The following is a 17,163-nucleotide window of genomic DNA, read 5'->3' as shown; positions in this document are numbered from 1 at the left end:
TAGTTATGATTATTGTATCAAAAGGTAATACTTACACCTGCTGTATACGTTTTTGAAGAAGGATATGATCCAAAATCGACTCCCTGACGACTGGAGTTTGAATCGTAAAAGTTAACTTCTGGGTCAAAGCCAGGATAAGAAGTAATTGTTAGTAAATTATTGCCGGTAGCATATATTCTGAGTTTTTCTATCTTAATTTTTTTTGTCAGACTTTTTGGTAATGTATATCCTAATGTTAATGATTTTAACCGAAGATAAGAAGCATTATAGACATACAAATCAGACACAGCATTTGTCGTAATATTTTCGTTAGGTCTCTGATATCTGGCACTTGTGTTATCAGCTGTATAATGGTCAGCAAATCCGCCTATAACATTTTGATAACCAGTTGGGGTCATTAATTGCTGCAAAAAATAGCTATATATCTGATTTCCAACTGAACCGTTCAAAAAGATTGATAAATCGAAATTTTTGTATCTTAAATTATTGGTAAAACCGAAAATAAAATCAGGTTGTGCATTTCCAATAGTAGTTTGGTCGCCTGCCTGAGTGATTTTTCCATCGGGAGAACCATCTGCGTTACCACCTAAATCAAGATATTTTACATCACCCACTTTGGTATTGGCAATAAGTGGAGTAGTTGGGATTTCGCTCGTATTACGATATAGTCCATCGGTTTTATATCCCCAAAAAGTACCTAAAGGCTGACCTACAATAATGGCATTACCGGTTTGAATCTCACTTGCAACAAATATCTGCTTTGTACCTTCGTTCAATGAAAGAACTTTGTTACGATTAATAGAATACGTTATATCAGTTGTCCATGTAAAATTTTTAGTTTTGATGTTTTCAGTATTTAAAGTTACTTCCAATCCTTTATTGCCAACACTACCTATATTCTGAAGCGAAGATGTATATCCACTACTCAATGGAACAGCCACTGCCAACAGTAAATCGTTAGTTTTTTTGTAGTATGCATCAAAAACAAGATTTATTCTATCTTTAAAAAATCCTATATCAAATCCTGCATTGTACTGATTAGTTGTTTCCCACTTTAAATCAGGATTTGGAATTTGAGATGAAGAATAACCAGTAATCAAAGTTCCTGTTGCCGTTGGATAAGTGTAAGCTGTGAGTACCGAAAGTGATTGATAAGGCGCAATTTCCTGACTACCTGTAGTACCGGCACTTGCACGAAACTTTAGTTTGCTGATTTTAGCACTTTCTACGAACTTATTCAGGAACACTTCTTTATCAGCTTGCCAGGCAAATGATAATGAAGGAAAATAACCCCAGCGATTATTCCGTCCCAATCGGGACGATCCATCAGCACGGAAGCTTACAGAGGCAAAATATTTCTGATTGTAATTGTATGTGGCACGACCTAAATACGATAGTAATGTCCATTTAGAATAGACACTTGATGGTGTTTGAAGTGTAGCTCCACTTGCAAGGTCGTTGTATTCTACTACATCATTTGTAAATTTAGATGAACGAGCGACAGCACCTTCTGCCACTGATTGTTGTTGAGTAAAACCACCCAAAAATTCCAGATTATGTTTGTTTGCAATGGTTTTATTGTAAGTTATCGTATTTTCATTTAATACATTTGACACACTTTTAAATCCTACAGATGCTAAACCTCCGTATGTCTGACCATCGAGAATAGTGGAAGGTATGTAACTGTTTTGCTTATTATATATCAGGTCGGCACCAATCAGAAATTTTGCTTTTAGCCCTTTGATAATCTCATATTCTCCAAATCCACTTGATAACAGGCGGTTTGTTTTGGAAATATTGGTAGCCTCATTGAGGTAAGCAACCGGATTACCCTGAGTAGTGATATAAGGATTGCTAAGTGTATAGTTACCAGCATTATCATATATACTGGCCAATGGTGAAAAGAATAATGCATTTTTCAGAATTCCATCCGGAGCTATTTCAGAAGTTGAATAACTGTTGTTGAAGTTTACACCGAGTGTAAATTTTTCATTTACTTTGCTATCCAACGCAACACGTGCATTGTATCTTTTGTATCCGGTGTTTATGATGATACCTTGTTGATCTAAATATCCTACAGACACCGAATATTTATTTTTATCAGTACCACCTATGATGCCAATGTTGTGCGACTGAATGGAAGCATCTCTTAATAATGCGTTCTGCCAGTCAGTCCCGTTTAAGGCATTAATATCAGTTTGAGTGTACAACGGAGATTTTCCAGCATTGATTAAAGCATCGTTCTTATACTGAGCCCACTCTTTACCGCTTAACAAGTCAATTTTATGTGCAACTTGTTGAACTCCATACGATCCTGTATAAGTAACTTTACCTACTCCGGTTTTACCCCTTTTGGTAGTAATAATAATTACTCCGTTAGCCCCTCTTGAACCATAAATGGCTGTTGAGGATGCATCTTTTAATATATCGATAGATTCAATATCTTCAGGATTAATGCTTGACAATGGATTAATTCTGGTTCCGGCATCTGCCAATCCACCATTGAGTGCTCCGGCATTTGCATCGCTGGTATTATTGTACACAGGGAAACCATCAATTACGTAAAGAGGCTCATTGCCGCCAGTAATAGAATTACCACCTCTGATTCTGATGGTGGATGCTCCACCGGGTGCACCGGAAGTCTGTGTTACCTGAACACCGGAAGCTAATCCCTGCAATGCATTCACAAATGATGTTTGTCCGGATTCCTTAATTTGCGGAACGGATATCGAAGATAACGATCCTGTAAAATCACTACGTTTCTGGGTACCGTAGCCAATGACCACTACTGTACTCAATCTGTTTTGATCTTCTGTAAGATAGATAGTAGTTGGTTCGGCTTCGTATACATCTATTTCCTGAGGCCTATATCCTACTATTGAAACATTTAATGTTACAGGGAGCGTTCTTACTTTTAAACGAAACTCTCCGGTAGCGTCTGAAACTGTACCGAGTTGTTGCCCTTTAACTTTGACTGTGGCTCCAATAACCGGAAGTTTTGTACCTTCTTCCAAGATTTTTCCGCTTACCTCTATTTGTTGAGCTCGGGCAGCAAGAGTAGTTAAAACAGCAAACAGGAATAGTACTCCATATTTGCGTAAAGAATTATTTAGAAACGTTTTGCCGTTCCCAAAAATAAATGGTAATTTTGCCATACAATTTTTGAATTGTGGCGGGCGTACCCTCAATCAGTTTGCCGACGGAGAAGGGGACGCTCGCTTTATGTATATTTAAATAGTGAATATTTTATTTTAACGTAAGGTATTTCTCCGACAACAGATTTGTTTGTTCTGCCAACGATTGTTTATCCAGATTTAGAAATCCTTCGCTATGGTTAAATTTTTGCCCTTCGGTCAGAACCCATTTTAGAAAATCTGAAATTTCTTTTTTTGGAGTTTCTTGTGAGTAGATAAATCCAATCTTTTCAACAGGTATAGTTTCTATATGACTTTTCTCAAGGGCATCTAATACCAAATCCAAGTTGCCTGTCAGAATTTCTTTTGTTTCTTTTTTCAAATCAAGTGGAAGCAGTGCAATACCATCTTTCAATTTGCGTGAATTAGTATCATACAAATAACCCAAGTTATTATAAGCCAGACCTATTGAATCTTTCTTAACTGCTGAAATCAAATAAATATCATCACCCAACACTTTTTTACCTCTTATTTCCGCAGATACATGACCAAAATAATTGGCTAAAGCTGTAGATGCACAAGCCTTATTTTCTCTTGAATAAATTGTAGCTTGATATTTAGGCTTCTCTTTTGTTGGTTCTGCATCGTAATCAATTACCTCAAAAAACAACTTGTCAATCTCCTTTCTGCTTAAGCCTTTCTTAGCAGTTGTAGCCAAAAGTGGATTTTTAGTATTTGTTATCGGGAGTAAAGCATATCTACCGGTATATATAATTTCCTTATTATCTGCCAGTTCTTCCTTGGTTGGCTGATGTGCAATGACACTTAAGTCAACTTCAGCACCCGAGATTTTTGAAGCAAGTTTTATACTGGCATTTGGGTTTACTTTAGTATATTCGGCAATCCATTTTTCGATTAATGGATACGTAAATTTTGTTCCTGAAATTGTAATAGTTTCGTTAGCTTTATTTTCTGCCCCAAAAGCAGTAGCTGAAATAAATAAAGCGAAAAGCAATTGATAAAAATAAGTTGGTTTCATATTCCTGAGTTTTTAAAAATGAATATATTAATGGCTAAATCAGACCAATATATGACCTGAAAAGAGTGAAAAGAAATGTGATAAACTTGTGAAATTTCTAGTCTCGTAGATTATAGAGGAAAAAGAAACGAGAACTAATGAATATGTGAGAATTCAATACGCAGTGCAACAACAGCACATTCGCATAGATGAGGAGGTGTAATTTGGTTCTAAAGAAAAAGTTCGTTGAACTATAGAGAGAATCCGGTTCCTGTCCGGAAGCTGTTCACTTCGTTGTTTCGAAGCAAACAGAATGTTTTGATTAATATAATAAATACCTGTTCTCATATACTATACCTTTGTTTGAATCTGAAGTTTCTCGTTCACGATGCAAAGATAGATGACACCCTCAATACATCAAATACCAATTTTAGGTCATTCTATATACCTCATTTTAGGTATTTTATAGTTAAGAATGCGATTTTAATTAAAATTCAACAAAAAAGTTACATGTTCTAAATCAAATATAAAAATTCGACGCAAGAAGTCTTTTAGTCTTAATAAGCACTAACAGCATCATCCCCTCTCGAATCGGCGCCACCTTGCAGCCAACCATCAGCGGTGATTTGCACAGCATCAACCCGACCAATTTTGTCTCTGGGCACAATTTCATATCCTGTAGAACTAAGATGTTCACGTACATTTTGCGGTATAGCATTATCTTCAACAAATACTTTATCCGGCAACCACTGATGATGAAAACGTGCTGCATTAACAGCTGTCTGCACAGGCATTCCGAATTCAATTACATTAAGAATTGTTTGAAAAACGGTGGTAATTATAGTTGAGCCTCCAGGCGATCCTACAACAAGAAATAATTTTCCATCTTTTTCAAGTATAGTAGGTGTCATGGAGCTAAGCATGCGTTTATTCGGTTCAATAGCGTTCAGCAAACCTCCAACCAATCCGTATTGATTGGGGAATCCTGCTTTTATAGAAAAGTCATCCATCTCATTATTCAATAAAAATCCGGCACCTGCTACTACCACATGCGAACCGTATGAGCCATTGAGTGTTGTGGTTATCGACACAGCATTACCATCCTTATCGACTATCGAAAAATGAGTGGTTTGCTCACTTTCATATCCGTTCAGGTTACCGGGTTTTACTTCCTGGCTGGGAGTGGCTCTGTCAAAAGATACCGAACTCATACGGTCTTTAATATATTTATCATTGAGCAGCTCTTTTTGATGAATCGGATTGAAGTCCGGATCACCCAGATGAGTGGACCGGTCGGCATAAATCCGACGTTCGGCTTCCACCATTAGCCTCACGGTTGAATCCTTCTGAAAGCCCCATTTTGAAATCGGATAAGGTTCAACAGATTTCATCAAGCTGATAAGTGCTATTCCGCCACTCGAAGAAGGAGGCATAGTGATAATTTTAAAATTCTTGTAATTTCCGACAACCGGTTCGCGCCATATAGCCCGATATTTTTTCAAATCATTCAGCGTTACTATTCCATTTCCACGGTTCATTTCTGCCACAATAAGTCTCGCGGTACGTCCTTCATAAAAACCTTTACGTCCTTTATTCTTTATCAAAGTCAGTGTTTTTGCCAGTTCAGTCTGTTTCAATATATCGCCGGCTTTCCATTGTTTTTCATTCGCAAAAACTGTTTTGGTAGAATTACATTTAATAAAATCATCGTGATGTTTATTGAGCTCCGAAGCTTGCATGGCTGTAATGTGAAAGCCCTCTGAAGCTAGCTGGATGGCTGGTTCAATAAGTTTTCGCCATGCCAGTTTTCCATATTTAGCATGCGCCTCCACCATACCGGCCACCGATCCGGGAATTCCTACTGCTAACGAACCGTACTGACTTAAATCAGAAACCGGATTCCCGTTTTTATCCAGGTACATATCTCGCGAAGCTTTTGAAGGCGCGGTTTCCCTGAAGTCAAGTGCCGAGACAGCACCCGATGAAGCCCGGTAAACCATAAATCCACCACCACCAATATTGCCGGCATTCGGATATACCACCGCCAAAGCAAATTCTACAGCAACTGCAGCATCAATGGCATTTCCACCTTGCTTTAAGATAGCAACTCCCACTTTAGATGCCTCGGGATGAGCAGACACTACCATTCCGGTTTTATAGTTTTGTGAAAACGCTGACAGCGAAAAACACAAAGCCAAAAGCAACGTAAAATACTTATACATAGAGCTATATTTCTTCTTCAAATGATTGTTCATAATGCAAAGTTATCAATTTTAAATGGTAATGTAATTATAACTACTACCAGAAGAATATAGTTATAGATTCAAAGTCAAGTACACAGAACAATCTCAGATATAATACTCTGGTAGAACATTAGAATCTAATTTCAGCTCCATATAAATATTACAGCGTGCATGCAGTTGACTTTGATTTATTTCAGACAAAGGCACTTCTTCAAAACCAAGTTGTCGGTATAATGAAATAGAAGCGGTCATTTTGGTGTTTCCTTCCAACACAACACGTTTAAAACCACGATCGCGGGCTTTTTCAATTAAAGCCAAACCAAGTAATCGACCTATACCTCGGTTTCGGGCTTGAGGGTCTACTGCCATCTTAACCAGTTCACAGGTGAAAAAATCTTGGACTACTAATGCACATGTGCCGACAGGAACTCCATTCAATAGGGCTATAAAAACAACTCCACCCTTATCCAGAATATATTTTTGTGGATCATTCAAAACCAGTTTGTCCGCCTCTTCCAACCAAAAGTTGGAGGAAATCCAGTCTTCATTAATGCGTTTAAAATCTTTAGCATACGCCATGGAATTTGTTCTGACAATTATCTCTACACTCATAATCAACTGATTTAAAATTTTATAATTCTTTCAACATCCAAATAGTACAGGCAGAATGTCCTGAGTTTCCTAACGATTCATTTATTTGTCTAAATCCTAATCTCTTATAGATTGTAACTGCTTTGTCTAATTCAGGGAAACTCTCCAGATACAATTGTTTATATCCCAGTTCTCTGGCTGTATTTATGTTTACCTGCAATAAAAGCTTTCCAATGCCTTTACCTCTTGCGTCGGATGAAAGGTAGTATTTAACCAGTTCTGCACAATCTGATGGAAGTCCGTTAGTAGGATAAATTCCACAGCCGCCAAGTAAAACTCCATCTTCTTCAGCTACCCAATACCTTGATAAATCATCTTGAAACAATTCGTATAGATTATCTGTCGTCGGGTCGGTATAAACCGTTCCGGGTCGATCAATATTGAACTCGCGAAAAACCGTTCTAATGAGTTCTGCCAAAGTTTTATTGTCACTTTTTTGTATTTGTCTTATTATAACTGCCATATTGCGAAATTGACGGAATGACTTTAAAATCACCCCGTCAATAAGTTTATTTATAATTTATTTCCTTATCTGTTTGATTGTATCCTTCTTACGGCATCCACCAGTTTATCAATTTCGTCGGTGGTATTGTAAAACGAGAATGACGGACGAACAGTGGCTTCCACCCCCAATCGGCGTAAAGACGGTTGTGCGCAATGATGCCCCGCACGCAGGGCTATTCCGGCATCTTTATCAAGCAATCGTCCTACTTCGGGCGTAGGTACATCTTTCAATACGAAAGAAACAACACTTACCCGTTCGCGCGGATTACCGATGAGAGTTAACCCGTTAATCTTCGACAAATGTTCACGCGCATACTCGGTAAGATAGTGTTCGTATTTTGAGATGTTCACCAACCCTACATGACTTACATAATCTAACGCTGCACCCAACCCTACGGCATCAGCCACGTTGGGAGTTCCCGCTTCGAAACGTGCCGGAGGTCCGTTGAAAATCGTTTCTTCGAAAGTTACATCCTGAATCATGTTACCTCCTCCTTGCCAGGGTGGCAAAATATCGAGTATCTCTTTCTTTCCATAAACGACTCCTATTCCATTGGGAGCATATATCTTATGACCCGAGAAAACAAAAAAGTCGCAACCTAGTTCCTGTACATCCACCGGCGTATGAGCCACAGATTGCGCACCATCAATCAGCACCCGGGCACCATAACGCTTAGCCAGATCGATCATGGTTTTGATTGGCAGTATTGTCCCAAAGGTATTATTCACCTGTCCGATGGACACAATCTTTGTCCGTGGAGAAAGAAGACGTTCATACTCTTCGAGAATGATCTCGCCATTATCATTGATCGGAATAACCAGCAGTTTGGCCTTTTTTTCTTTGGCAAGTTGTTGCCAGGGCACAATATTGGCATGATGATCGAGTGTGGAGATGATAATTTCATCGCCTTCCTGAATATATTTCCGGCCGTAAGTTTGTGCCACCAGATTTATTCCTTCCGTCGTGCCACGCACAAAAATAATTTCATCGGGACTCGAAGCATGAATAAAGTCTTTCACTTTCTCACGGGCACCTTCGTAAGCATCGGTGGAACGAGCCGCCAGTGTATGTGCAGCACGGTGAATATTCGAGTTATCCTGTTGATAAAAACGGGTCAAGGTATTGATAACATGCGCAGGTTTTTGGGTTGTAGCGGCATTGTCGAACCAAATCAGATCTTTGCCATTTACCTTTTGATGCAAAATGGGAAAGTCTTTGCGAATGGTTTGCACATCAAACACATCCCTGTTACTATAATTAAATTCCTGATCGCGGAGAAACGAATAATCCGAATAGGTATTATCGGCAAATTGATTGCGTGCAGCCGACGACAAGTCATCCTGTTTGGTGGTTGCGGGCGAATCCGGAAAAAACAAGTTGTTTAGCCCGTCGGTAAAAGGCAGTCCGGCCTGAAAATCGGGCAATACCAGTCCGCCGGTGCTTATTCCCAAAGGATTTTGCAATTGAGCAAAAGAGGCATACACACTTTCCAGATTAATATCATCGGGGATTACCTCCGAAGCAATTTGACGAGCTTCCTCAGGACAAAAACCACTGGCAATTTCTCTCAGACGACCGATATCGAAGCCCCCTAAATCCCCCGAGGGGGACTTATAGTTAGTATTACTATTGTTTAACTCTAACATAATAGATTATTTTTGTTTTGAACCCCCTTGGGGAGGCAGGGAGGCTTTATTTTTCCGACTTCCGGTTCTGATAATCGTGATAGTAGCCAACTTCTACATTTTCCAATACGGCAATAGCATCATCGGTCAGTGAAGCCAACGAAAAATACTTAGTCAAGAGATAAGAAGCCACGCCAAATTTATCCAATCCCATCAACCGTGCCGAAAGACTCGGAGCTATTTCGCCCGGAATACCCGTTTGATGTAATCCCACAATTCCCTGCTCGGCTTCGCCTGTACGTACCAGAATAAAGCTGGTATTTCCCACGCCCCGGTTAGTCAGGTATTGCCCTTTTATCTCCACTTTATCGCTCGGAATAATGGGCACTCCACGCCAGGTGATTACTGATACACCAAACACATTGGTAGTTACCGGAGGCACACCGCGCCAGGTACATTCGCGCTCAAAAGCAGCAATGGCACGCGGATGAGCCAGAAAGAAAGAAGGTGATTTCCAGACAAGCGAAAGCAATTCGTCCAAATCATCGGGTGTGGGTGCGCCATAACGGGTACTAATGCGGTAACTTGGCTCAACACTGGCCAGTAAACCAAAATGTTTATTGTTTACCAATTCCCATTCCTGACGTTCTTTGATACTTTCGATGCTTAAGCGCATCTGTTGTTCTAACTGATTATACGGATTATTGTACAAATCCGAAACACGGGTATGAACACGCACAACGGTTTGCAGCGTATTCAATGAATATTCGCGGGGCGTTTCTTCATAATCAATATATGTTTCGGGAATCAGATTATCTTCTTCGTGACCTGAGACTAAATCAATATGTTTCTCGCCATGTGTATTTACGGTTGCTTTTAGCCGGAGATGAGCATCAACAGCTTTTTGAAATTGCTCGCGGAAATTAGGCACTTCTTTGATAATGCTTTCCAATTCGGCACTATTCAGTGTAAAAAATACGCCCGAAGTAATGGTGCGCACAGTTACCGACGATGGTTTATCGGAAATAATATCGGCTTCGCCAAAATACTCTCCTTCCGACAGTAAAGCAATACGCAGATTCTCACCATGAGTTCCTTTACTCAGAATTTCCACCTGTCCTTTGGCCACGATGAAAAACTTCTGGCGATCTTTTCCTTCTTTAATCAGACTACCTCCAAGTTCGACCTGTTCAACCTGAAATTTCTTTGCTAAACGATTTACAATATCTTCATCAATATGAGAAAATAAGGGAATACGACGAAATGACTCAACCCGAAAAGCAGGTACGCCATCGAAAAATTCAACTTCAATGCGCTCTGCACTTTTCAATTCCACTTTTGTGCGGTTTACCCGGTAAGTACCCGAATCAACTTGTGTCCATGGAAGAAGTTTAAGCAATAAACGAGGAGTAATGGAGCCCATTTGTGGGGCTGTCTTGGTCGTGGTTGCCAGTTGTCTGGCTGTAGCAGTAGTTATACTGCGCTGTAAATCATTTTTAGCCATCATTTTTAGGGTTATTATTTGTTATTTGCCCTTCGGGCGATATTTATTTCTTGTTATTTGTTCGCTTTGCTCACGTTATTTATTTCATGTTATTTGCTTTCGTTTGTTATTTGCTCGCTGTTCTTTATACTATTAATAACGTACGAAGTGCAAATATCGGCGCAGCCTAATAACAGCCGAAGGCTTAATATCAGTGAAGCTAGATTCCCAAGCCATCGTAAAACGAACTGACGATGGCTTTTTGCTGCAAAATGCGCGAACCGGCCGGTACACTGGTGGTAAGCCACACATTACCGCCTATGATTGAATCACGTCCGATGGTTATGCGTCCCAAAATATTGGCATTGGCATATATCACCACATTATCTTCCAGAATAGGATGCCGGGGTACATTTAGCGGGTTACCGTCTTCGCCCAGGGTAAAACGTTTAGCCCCGAGCGTCACACCCTGATACAACCTAACGTGATTTCCGATTACAGTGGTTTCTCCGATTACAACCCCGGTGCCGTGATCGATGCTGAAATACTCACCGATCTTAGCACCCGGATGAATATCAATACCGGTTTCGGAATGTGCCAACTCGGTAATCACCCTTGGGATAACAGGCACTCCGAGCTTCAACAACTCATGGGCTATACGATAATTAAATACGGCACGAATGGTAGGATAGCAAAAAATTACCTCGCCATAACTCTTGGCTGCCGGATCGCTATCGTAAGTGGCCTTAATATCTGTGGAAACGATACGTTTTAACTCGGGAAGTTTATTGATTAATGATTTGGCTATCTCGGGAGCTAGCTTTTGCGACTCGATACACTGATCTTCGGTGGCGTTAAAACACAAACCATTCTGAACCTGATCCCGAAGTAAACTATACAAGCGTTCAAGATTGACTCCCATGTGGTAAGCCAGCGTATCATTGTCGGTTACCGTGTCGCCATAATACCCGGGGAAAATAATCGACCTGAATAAATCCACCACCTGCGATAATTTCTTCAACGATGGCAGAGGTTTATTGTGCAATGGTATATATTTGTATTCCACTGCACTGTCATTTGTCAAAAGAGGAATGTTCTTTTGGATAATATTTAGTATTGATTGTTTCATATTGCGGATATTTGACGTGTATATAATCAGGTGACTTCAATAGCTACTTCGGTACTGACTCCGTTTTGTATATTAAATGCCTTCAGAACGGGTACTTCAGCAGCCAAAGACACAATAAGATAAAGAATATTCGGATCGTAAGCCAACCGGATGTCTTCTTCCGAAGGACGTGAAGGAGTTTCCGGATGACTGTGATAATTCGCAATAATCTCCAACTCATCGGCACGAGCCGAACGAAGCACCTGAAACTGCTCAGCCGGATCGAATGAGAAATGCTCGGGACTGTGATCGATATTAGTCAGAGGATACTGTTTAAGCACATCACTCCCACTACCTACCAGTAATCCGCAAGCTTCATTTGGCAGTTCATTAATTGCTTGCGCAATAATCCCATTAACAATATATGCCGGAATTCGAATCATTTCTGAATAACAATTAAATGTGTTCCTTTTACTTCGGCTTCGGTTATCGAAAGCACTTTAAATCCCTGTTCTTCCGAACTACGTGGCACGTTTTCCAACGGTTCACCCTCGGTTAGCAACACTTCCAATGTATCGCCCTGTTTCAGTTTTGCCAATTCAATCTTTGTTTTCACAAAAGTCATTGGACAATGTTCTTTGGTTATATCTAATTTGTAGTTTGCCATCTTAATTATGAATTATAAATTGTGAATTATGAATTAAATAAAGAGTGTTTGCCCTCCATCGGCCAGTTTCAAAAAAGTAGCCACGCCCAGTATATCTTTCACTTCGGGTATTAAATCAGTTTTCTGAATGCCCAAAATATGCATCGCCATTTCACAAGCATAAAAGTTGATTCCAAGCAGTTTGGCTGCTTCTACGAGTTCTTCTAGCGTAGCCACATTGTTTTTACGCATTAAATAGCGGAAAATCTTTGGACTAATGCCGCCAAAATTCAATCGGCTCACCGGTGCACTCTTCAGTCCACCCATAAACACTCCAAATACTTTAGGCAAAAAACCGTTTCCTACTGCACTTCTACCCTGCTTTATCTTGATAGCATCCAGTCCCCAAAATGTAAAGAAAATATTTACTTCGTATCCCACTGCTGCCGCGCCGGTGGCCAGCGTAAATACAGCAGTAAGTTTATCAAAATCACCACTAAAGCTTATGAGCGACAGTTTCTTTGTTGTCGGATCGAGTTTAATTTCTGTTGTTGCCATGATTATAATTATTTACCCCTAAGCCCTAAAGGCGAACTGTGTTAGTTATGTATAATAAATACTTTTTAAAGTGTCATTTATAGTTTATCTTCTTATTCTAGCTGAAATATAAAATAAGACTTGCATAATTCCCCTTTAGGGGTTAGGGGTCATCTTATTTATTTTTTCTATGACTTTCAATATCGCAAACCGCCTGTTCATAATCTACCAATCCTGTAACAGTCGGGTGATTTCCACAAACGGGACAATTATCATTGTGTTTCGTGTGTACAGTTCTGAATTCCATCGTTTTCGCATTGAAAGTAAGTAGCCTGTTTGTCAATAAATCTCCTACTCCGGTAAGGTATTTCAATACTTCCGCTGCCTGAATGGTACCCAACATACCCGCTATTGCACCCAATACGCCAGCTTGCGAACAGGTTGGAACAGCATTAGGCGGAGGTGGCGAATGAAACAGACATCTGTAGCAAGCCGAACCCGGCACATAAGTCAGTGTTTGTCCATCAAAACGAAGAATACCTCCGTGTGAGAAAGGTTTCTTAGCGATCACACAAGCATCATTGATTAAAAACTTAACGGGAAAATTATCCGTTCCATCCACTACAAAATCATAGTCATTAATAATTTCCAACGCGTTTTCGGCTGTCAGCAGTTTCTGATAAGTAACCACCTTTACATCCGGGTTTATCAGATTTATTTTTTCTTTGGCCGAAATTACTTTTGGTTTATTTACATCAGGGGTAAAATGAATTACCTGACGTTGGAGATTGCTTAAATCCACCACGTCGCCGTCAATAATTCCAATTGTACCAACTCCGGCAGCAGCCAGATAAAGTGCAATAGGTGCACCCAATCCGCCTGCACCAACAATCAGCACTTTGCCGTTGTTGATTTTTTCCTGACCTTCCACACCTACGTCCTGCAGCAAAATGTGTCGGCTATATCGTTGTATTTGTTCTTCTGTAAAGTCCATGTTTCTATTTAAGATTGTAGATTTTATATGTACGATTAAAGATGCAAGTTGCTCTAATTTCCAATCGAAAATCGTCAATGATTCAATCGAAAATTAGATTGATCCTCCCCCCATAAAATACAGAAAATCCAATTCATCTCCGTCCGATACCGTTGTAGTGTCAAAGTCATCACGATTCACAAATTGTCCGTTTAGTTGTATGGAAACCATACTCGGTTGAGCCACATTGTTTAGTCTTATCAATTCTGTGATTGAAACAGGAGTTTCAAGTTCCTGCACCTTTCCGTTTACTGAAATTTTACTCATTTTATTCTGATTTATCTTGTTTATTTATATTATACTTCAAACTGATAAAGTGGTGTTGATAAATATCGTTCACCCGTATCCGGCAATATGACAACTATAGTTTTCCCTTTATTTTCAGGACGTTTAGCTATCTCGGCAGCAGCATAAGCAGCAGCTCCCGATGAAATTCCAATCAAAAGTCCTTCGGTACGAGCCAACTCACGACCCGCTGCAAAAGCCTCTTCGTTTTTCACTTTGAAAATTTCATCTACCGTGTTTGGATTAAAAACTCCCGGAATAAATCCGGCACCAATGCCCTGCAGCTTGTGCGGTCCTGGTTTACCTCCTGAAAGAACAGGCGAATCAGCCGGCTCAACTGCAATCACTTTAATATTCGGATTGTATTTTTTCAGAACTTCACCGGTTCCGGTTATTGTTCCTCCGGTTCCAACTCCTCCTACCAGAAAATCAATCTTTCCATCGGTATCACGCCAAATTTCTTCGGCAGTCGTCTTTCTGTGAATTTCAGGATTAGCAGCATTCAAAAATTGTTGAGGAATGAATGAATGTGGTTTTTCCTTTTGCAACTCTTCAGCTTTACGAATAGCACCACCCATACCTTCAAAGCCCGGAGTCAGGACAATCTCAGCACCCAACGCCTTTAGTAATGTACGGCGTTCAAGGCTCATGCTTTCAGGCATTGTTAGAATGATCCGATACCCTTTTGAAGCTGCCACCAATGCCAGTCCAATGCCAGTATTTCCGCTCGTTGGCTCAATGATAATACTATTTGATTTTAAAATTCCACGTTTTTCAGCATCTTCAATTAATGAAAGCCCAATTCTGTCCTTGACACTTCGTCCCGGATTGAAAAACTCAAGTTTAGCGATCAACGTTGCTTTCAACTTGCTTTTCTTTGAAAATTTGGACAGTTCCAGTAGAGGTGTATTGCCAATTAAATCGGTCAGTTTTGTTGCTATTTTTGCCATGGATTTTGTAATTAATATTCTGAAGCAAAGATAGATTGGAAGAACTATTACTGAAATACCATTGATGTGGCATTTTTATACCCTGTTTGTGGTATGGAAAAATAAATCTCAATATTCAAATTGATAGTATTATTGAAAATAACATCTTAATAAAGGAGTATTTACAGCACTCAAAATGTAAAAGTGGACTGAAAATATAAATCTATTCTTAACCTTACTATGTATAGTTAAACACGAATACGAACCGACTGACTACTATCCGCACATTTTTGTTGTTTCATTTCCGGAGCCGCCTGATTTTGTTCTTCATTTGCCTGTATTTCTTGTTTGGGACTTATTGTAAGTTGTATTTTAAGTTTCAACGCAGCCAACTCGCTTTTCTGCTTTTTCAATTCTTCCTCCTTTTCCCATGTTCGATTTATTATTTAATGAAAAGTGGGTATATCTCTTTCCATTGTTATGCTCCGGTTCTTATTTTTATCAGTATTGTGATAAATGACATCATTTTCATGTTACCGTAGGTTAAAACAAGCAACCCGACTTCGGAGTGGTTGCCAGCCCGCTGCAAGGGCAAGTACTTTTGAGATGCTGAAAGAATTTCGAGCATCTCAAAAGATACCTTGCTATGTTTTTGAGAACATAAAAATCCGCGTTCGGACAGATTGCTTGTTAGTCACTATTCACTGCGGGTGAAACATCAATAATATACCTTTTTTTACTTGGAGGACAAAAGTAACGTATTTATACATTGATTTCCATATGGTAAAAGAGCCACAAGCTACCATCTAAACGCCACAAGTTGCTACCAACCCGAAACTCTCGCCTATCCCTCATTTTTTTTAGCTTTCAAATCGGGTTACATTATATAGTTTTGCACTATGCGATGATAAAGAACCTAAAAAGACTGCATAGAAAGGTTCCTGAGCAAGCCTCCAATATTGCCAATAAATGATATTGATAACCAAATAACAAATCAAAACCATTTCTCAAATAGGCAGAGCGGAACACAATTCTTATTTGGTTTTTATAAAATCGCAAGCGATGAATAGTTTTATAAAAACCAAATAAGAAATGCAGAAACTTAACTTTAATGCCCCGCAAAAGCCGTTCGGCAAAAATCTAGTGATATTTTAAAGGTCATTTTAGCCGAACCGCTTTTGACTAATAGGGGACAATGGAATACAAGAAATGAAAAGCCCAGTCCCTTTTTATGGGGGTATTTATCGCTTTCCATTATTTGTAAACGTGTTTGGCACTTCGTGCAATATAATGTTAGTTAGCACCGCCTAATCTATTATCAACAAAAATATGATAATAAAAATGGAAGATGGTTTACGCTTCGCGTGAAGAGACGAGAGTGTTTTACGCTAAGAAATACTGCCTTTATGGTAACAGTGTATTTCTCTTGAGGTGTTTTAAACTGTCTTCTTTGGGCTGGCTATTGTTTCGTCAGAAAGATTTGAGTAATATTGACAGATGTATGAGAAGGAAAATGGCTTTGTTTACTTTAATTCAATATCTTTGCAACAGTCATTTGGGAAGATGAAAACCAATGCAGAGTAAGGTAGGCATTTGGTTTATAAAAAATTACCTAAATGCGGATTGTGGATAGGGTGGAATCACAGGTTGTTACCTACCTGTGGAAGATTTATTGGAAGAAAGGAGAAATGTTTATACAAAAGAAGGAGAAATGTGATTACTGACATTTAGTAATCACCTTTCGGCTTTTAATCAATTCGAAATTGAAGTGTTAATTCAATGTAGTTGTTCCTAACTGAATAATTATTGGAAAAGACTTTTTTTACAAGAAAGAACAACCTGCTTTGCGACCCATTGTCGAAAATGAATGCATGGATAACTGTTTATTCGATAGCTCAAAGCGATAATTACTTCCAGATTGAAATATTCAACAATACATTTCAGATCGTTGCTAAGAATTTGAGTT

15 protein-coding genes are annotated in these 17,163 nt (G+C 39.3%); all 15 read right to left on the bottom strand.

The features are described 5' to 3' along the window. Positions 1–17 precede the first annotated feature (17 nt). The gene (locus PALPR_RS07995; RefSeq protein ID WP_013445114.1) at positions 18–3,155 is read right to left on the bottom strand and encodes a SusC/RagA family TonB-linked outer membrane protein; all 3,138 of its coding nucleotides are present in this window, start codon (positions 3,153–3,155) and stop codon (positions 18–20) included. A gap of 91 nt (positions 3,156–3,246) precedes the next feature. Further along, complete coding sequence (locus tag PALPR_RS07990) at positions 3,247–4,173, bottom strand: type 2 periplasmic-binding domain-containing protein (protein ID WP_013445113.1); 927 nt, start codon at positions 4,171–4,173, stop codon at positions 3,247–3,249. A 536-nt stretch (positions 4,174–4,709) separates the two neighbouring features. Continuing rightward, a complete protein-coding gene (ggt, locus tag PALPR_RS07985) occupies positions 4,710–6,407 on the bottom strand; it encodes a gamma-glutamyltransferase (RefSeq protein ID WP_013445112.1) in 1,698 nt (565 codons plus the stop codon). Positions 6,408–6,500: 93 nt separating this feature from the next. Beyond that, on the bottom strand, positions 6,501–7,007 hold the full coding sequence (locus PALPR_RS07980; protein WP_013445111.1) for a GNAT family N-acetyltransferase: 507 nt from the start codon (positions 7,005–7,007) through the stop codon (positions 6,501–6,503). 19 nt (positions 7,008–7,026) lie between these two features. Then, on the bottom strand, positions 7,027–7,509 hold the full coding sequence (locus tag PALPR_RS07975; RefSeq protein ID WP_041620335.1) for a GNAT family N-acetyltransferase: 483 nt from the start codon (positions 7,507–7,509) through the stop codon (positions 7,027–7,029). 65 nt (positions 7,510–7,574) lie between these two features. Next, complete coding sequence (locus PALPR_RS07970) at positions 7,575–9,197, bottom strand: cysteine desulfurase (RefSeq protein ID WP_013445109.1); 1,623 nt, start codon at positions 9,195–9,197, stop codon at positions 7,575–7,577. A 46-nt stretch (positions 9,198–9,243) separates the two neighbouring features. Then, positions 9,244–10,683: a family 2B encapsulin nanocompartment shell protein gene (locus tag PALPR_RS07965; protein ID WP_013445108.1), complete on the bottom strand. Its 1,440-nt coding sequence runs from the start codon at positions 10,681–10,683 to the stop codon at positions 9,244–9,246. 196 nt (positions 10,684–10,879) lie between these two features. Continuing rightward, complete coding sequence (locus tag PALPR_RS07960) at positions 10,880–11,788, bottom strand: serine O-acetyltransferase (RefSeq protein ID WP_013445107.1); 909 nt, start codon at positions 11,786–11,788, stop codon at positions 10,880–10,882. Positions 11,789–11,814: 26 nt separating this feature from the next. Then, the gene (locus tag PALPR_RS07955; protein WP_013445106.1) at positions 11,815–12,210 is read right to left on the bottom strand and encodes a M67 family metallopeptidase; all 396 of its coding nucleotides are present in this window, start codon (positions 12,208–12,210) and stop codon (positions 11,815–11,817) included. Then, positions 12,207–12,434: a sulfurtransferase TusA family protein gene (locus PALPR_RS07950; protein WP_013445105.1), complete on the bottom strand. Its 228-nt coding sequence runs from the start codon at positions 12,432–12,434 to the stop codon at positions 12,207–12,209. Before PALPR_RS07950 ends, PALPR_RS07955 begins: the two co-directional genes overlap by 4 nt. A gap of 33 nt (positions 12,435–12,467) precedes the next feature. Continuing rightward, positions 12,468–12,971 (bottom strand): DsrE/DsrF/DrsH-like family protein, encoded by a 504-nt coding sequence (locus PALPR_RS07945; protein WP_013445104.1) that lies wholly within the window; start codon positions 12,969–12,971, stop codon positions 12,468–12,470. A gap of 154 nt (positions 12,972–13,125) precedes the next feature. Then, entirely contained in the window at positions 13,126–13,944 is an 819-nt protein-coding gene (locus PALPR_RS07940; protein ID WP_013445103.1) for a HesA/MoeB/ThiF family protein, read from the bottom strand. 93 nt (positions 13,945–14,037) lie between these two features. Next, positions 14,038–14,250 carry a sulfur carrier protein ThiS gene (thiS, locus tag PALPR_RS07935; RefSeq protein WP_013445102.1) on the bottom strand — a complete coding sequence of 71 codons (213 nt, stop codon included), beginning with the start codon at positions 14,248–14,250 and terminating at the stop codon, positions 14,038–14,040. A gap of 29 nt (positions 14,251–14,279) precedes the next feature. Beyond that, a complete protein-coding gene (cysK, locus tag PALPR_RS07930) occupies positions 14,280–15,218 on the bottom strand; it encodes a cysteine synthase A (protein WP_013445101.1) in 939 nt (312 codons plus the stop codon). A gap of 227 nt (positions 15,219–15,445) precedes the next feature. Then, positions 15,446–15,610 carry a hypothetical protein gene (locus tag PALPR_RS15930; protein ID WP_171805032.1) on the bottom strand — a complete coding sequence of 55 codons (165 nt, stop codon included), beginning with the start codon at positions 15,608–15,610 and terminating at the stop codon, positions 15,446–15,448. Positions 15,611–17,163 lie beyond the last annotated feature (1,553 nt).

Source organism: Paludibacter propionicigenes WB4, assembly GCF_000183135.1.
In the GTDB taxonomy this organism is placed as follows: Bacteria; Bacteroidota; Bacteroidia; order Bacteroidales; family Paludibacteraceae; genus Paludibacter; species Paludibacter propionicigenes.
This window is presented reverse-complemented; position numbering and strand designations above follow the sequence as displayed.

Bases quoted from the DNA above. Each gene is read 5' to 3' on its own strand.
- PALPR_RS07950 (WP_013445105.1), bottom strand. From the start codon at position 12,434: ATGGCAAACTACAAATTAGATATAACCAAAGAACATTGTCCAATGACT.
- PALPR_RS07960 (WP_013445107.1), bottom strand. From the start codon at position 11,788: ATGAAACAATCAATACTAAATATTATCCAAAAGAACATTCCTCTTTTG.
- PALPR_RS07965 (WP_013445108.1), bottom strand. From the start codon at position 10,683: ATGATGGCTAAAAATGATTTACAGCGCAGTATAACTACTGCTACAGCC.
- cysK (WP_013445101.1), bottom strand. From the start codon at position 15,218: ATGGCAAAAATAGCAACAAAACTGACCGATTTAATTGGCAATACACCT.
- PALPR_RS07970 (WP_013445109.1), bottom strand. From the start codon at position 9,197: ATGTTAGAGTTAAACAATAGTAATACTAACTATAAGTCCCCCTCGGGG.
- PALPR_RS07940 (WP_013445103.1), bottom strand. From the start codon at position 13,944: ATGGACTTTACAGAAGAACAAATACAACGATATAGCCGACACATTTTG.
- thiS (WP_013445102.1), bottom strand. From the start codon at position 14,250: ATGAGTAAAATTTCAGTAAACGGAAAGGTGCAGGAACTTGAAACTCCT.
- ggt (WP_013445112.1), bottom strand. From the start codon at position 6,407: ATGAACAATCATTTGAAGAAGAAATATAGCTCTATGTATAAGTATTTT.
- PALPR_RS07975 (WP_041620335.1), bottom strand. From the start codon at position 7,509: ATGGCAGTTATAATAAGACAAATACAAAAAAGTGACAATAAAACTTTG.
- PALPR_RS07945 (WP_013445104.1), bottom strand. From the start codon at position 12,971: ATGGCAACAACAGAAATTAAACTCGATCCGACAACAAAGAAACTGTCG.
- PALPR_RS07955 (WP_013445106.1), bottom strand. From the start codon at position 12,210: ATGATTCGAATTCCGGCATATATTGTTAATGGGATTATTGCGCAAGCA.
- PALPR_RS07980 (WP_013445111.1), bottom strand. From the start codon at position 7,007: ATGAGTGTAGAGATAATTGTCAGAACAAATTCCATGGCGTATGCTAAA.
- PALPR_RS07990 (WP_013445113.1), bottom strand. From the start codon at position 4,173: ATGAAACCAACTTATTTTTATCAATTGCTTTTCGCTTTATTTATTTCA.
- PALPR_RS07995 (WP_013445114.1), bottom strand. From the start codon at position 3,155: ATGGCAAAATTACCATTTATTTTTGGGAACGGCAAAACGTTTCTAAAT.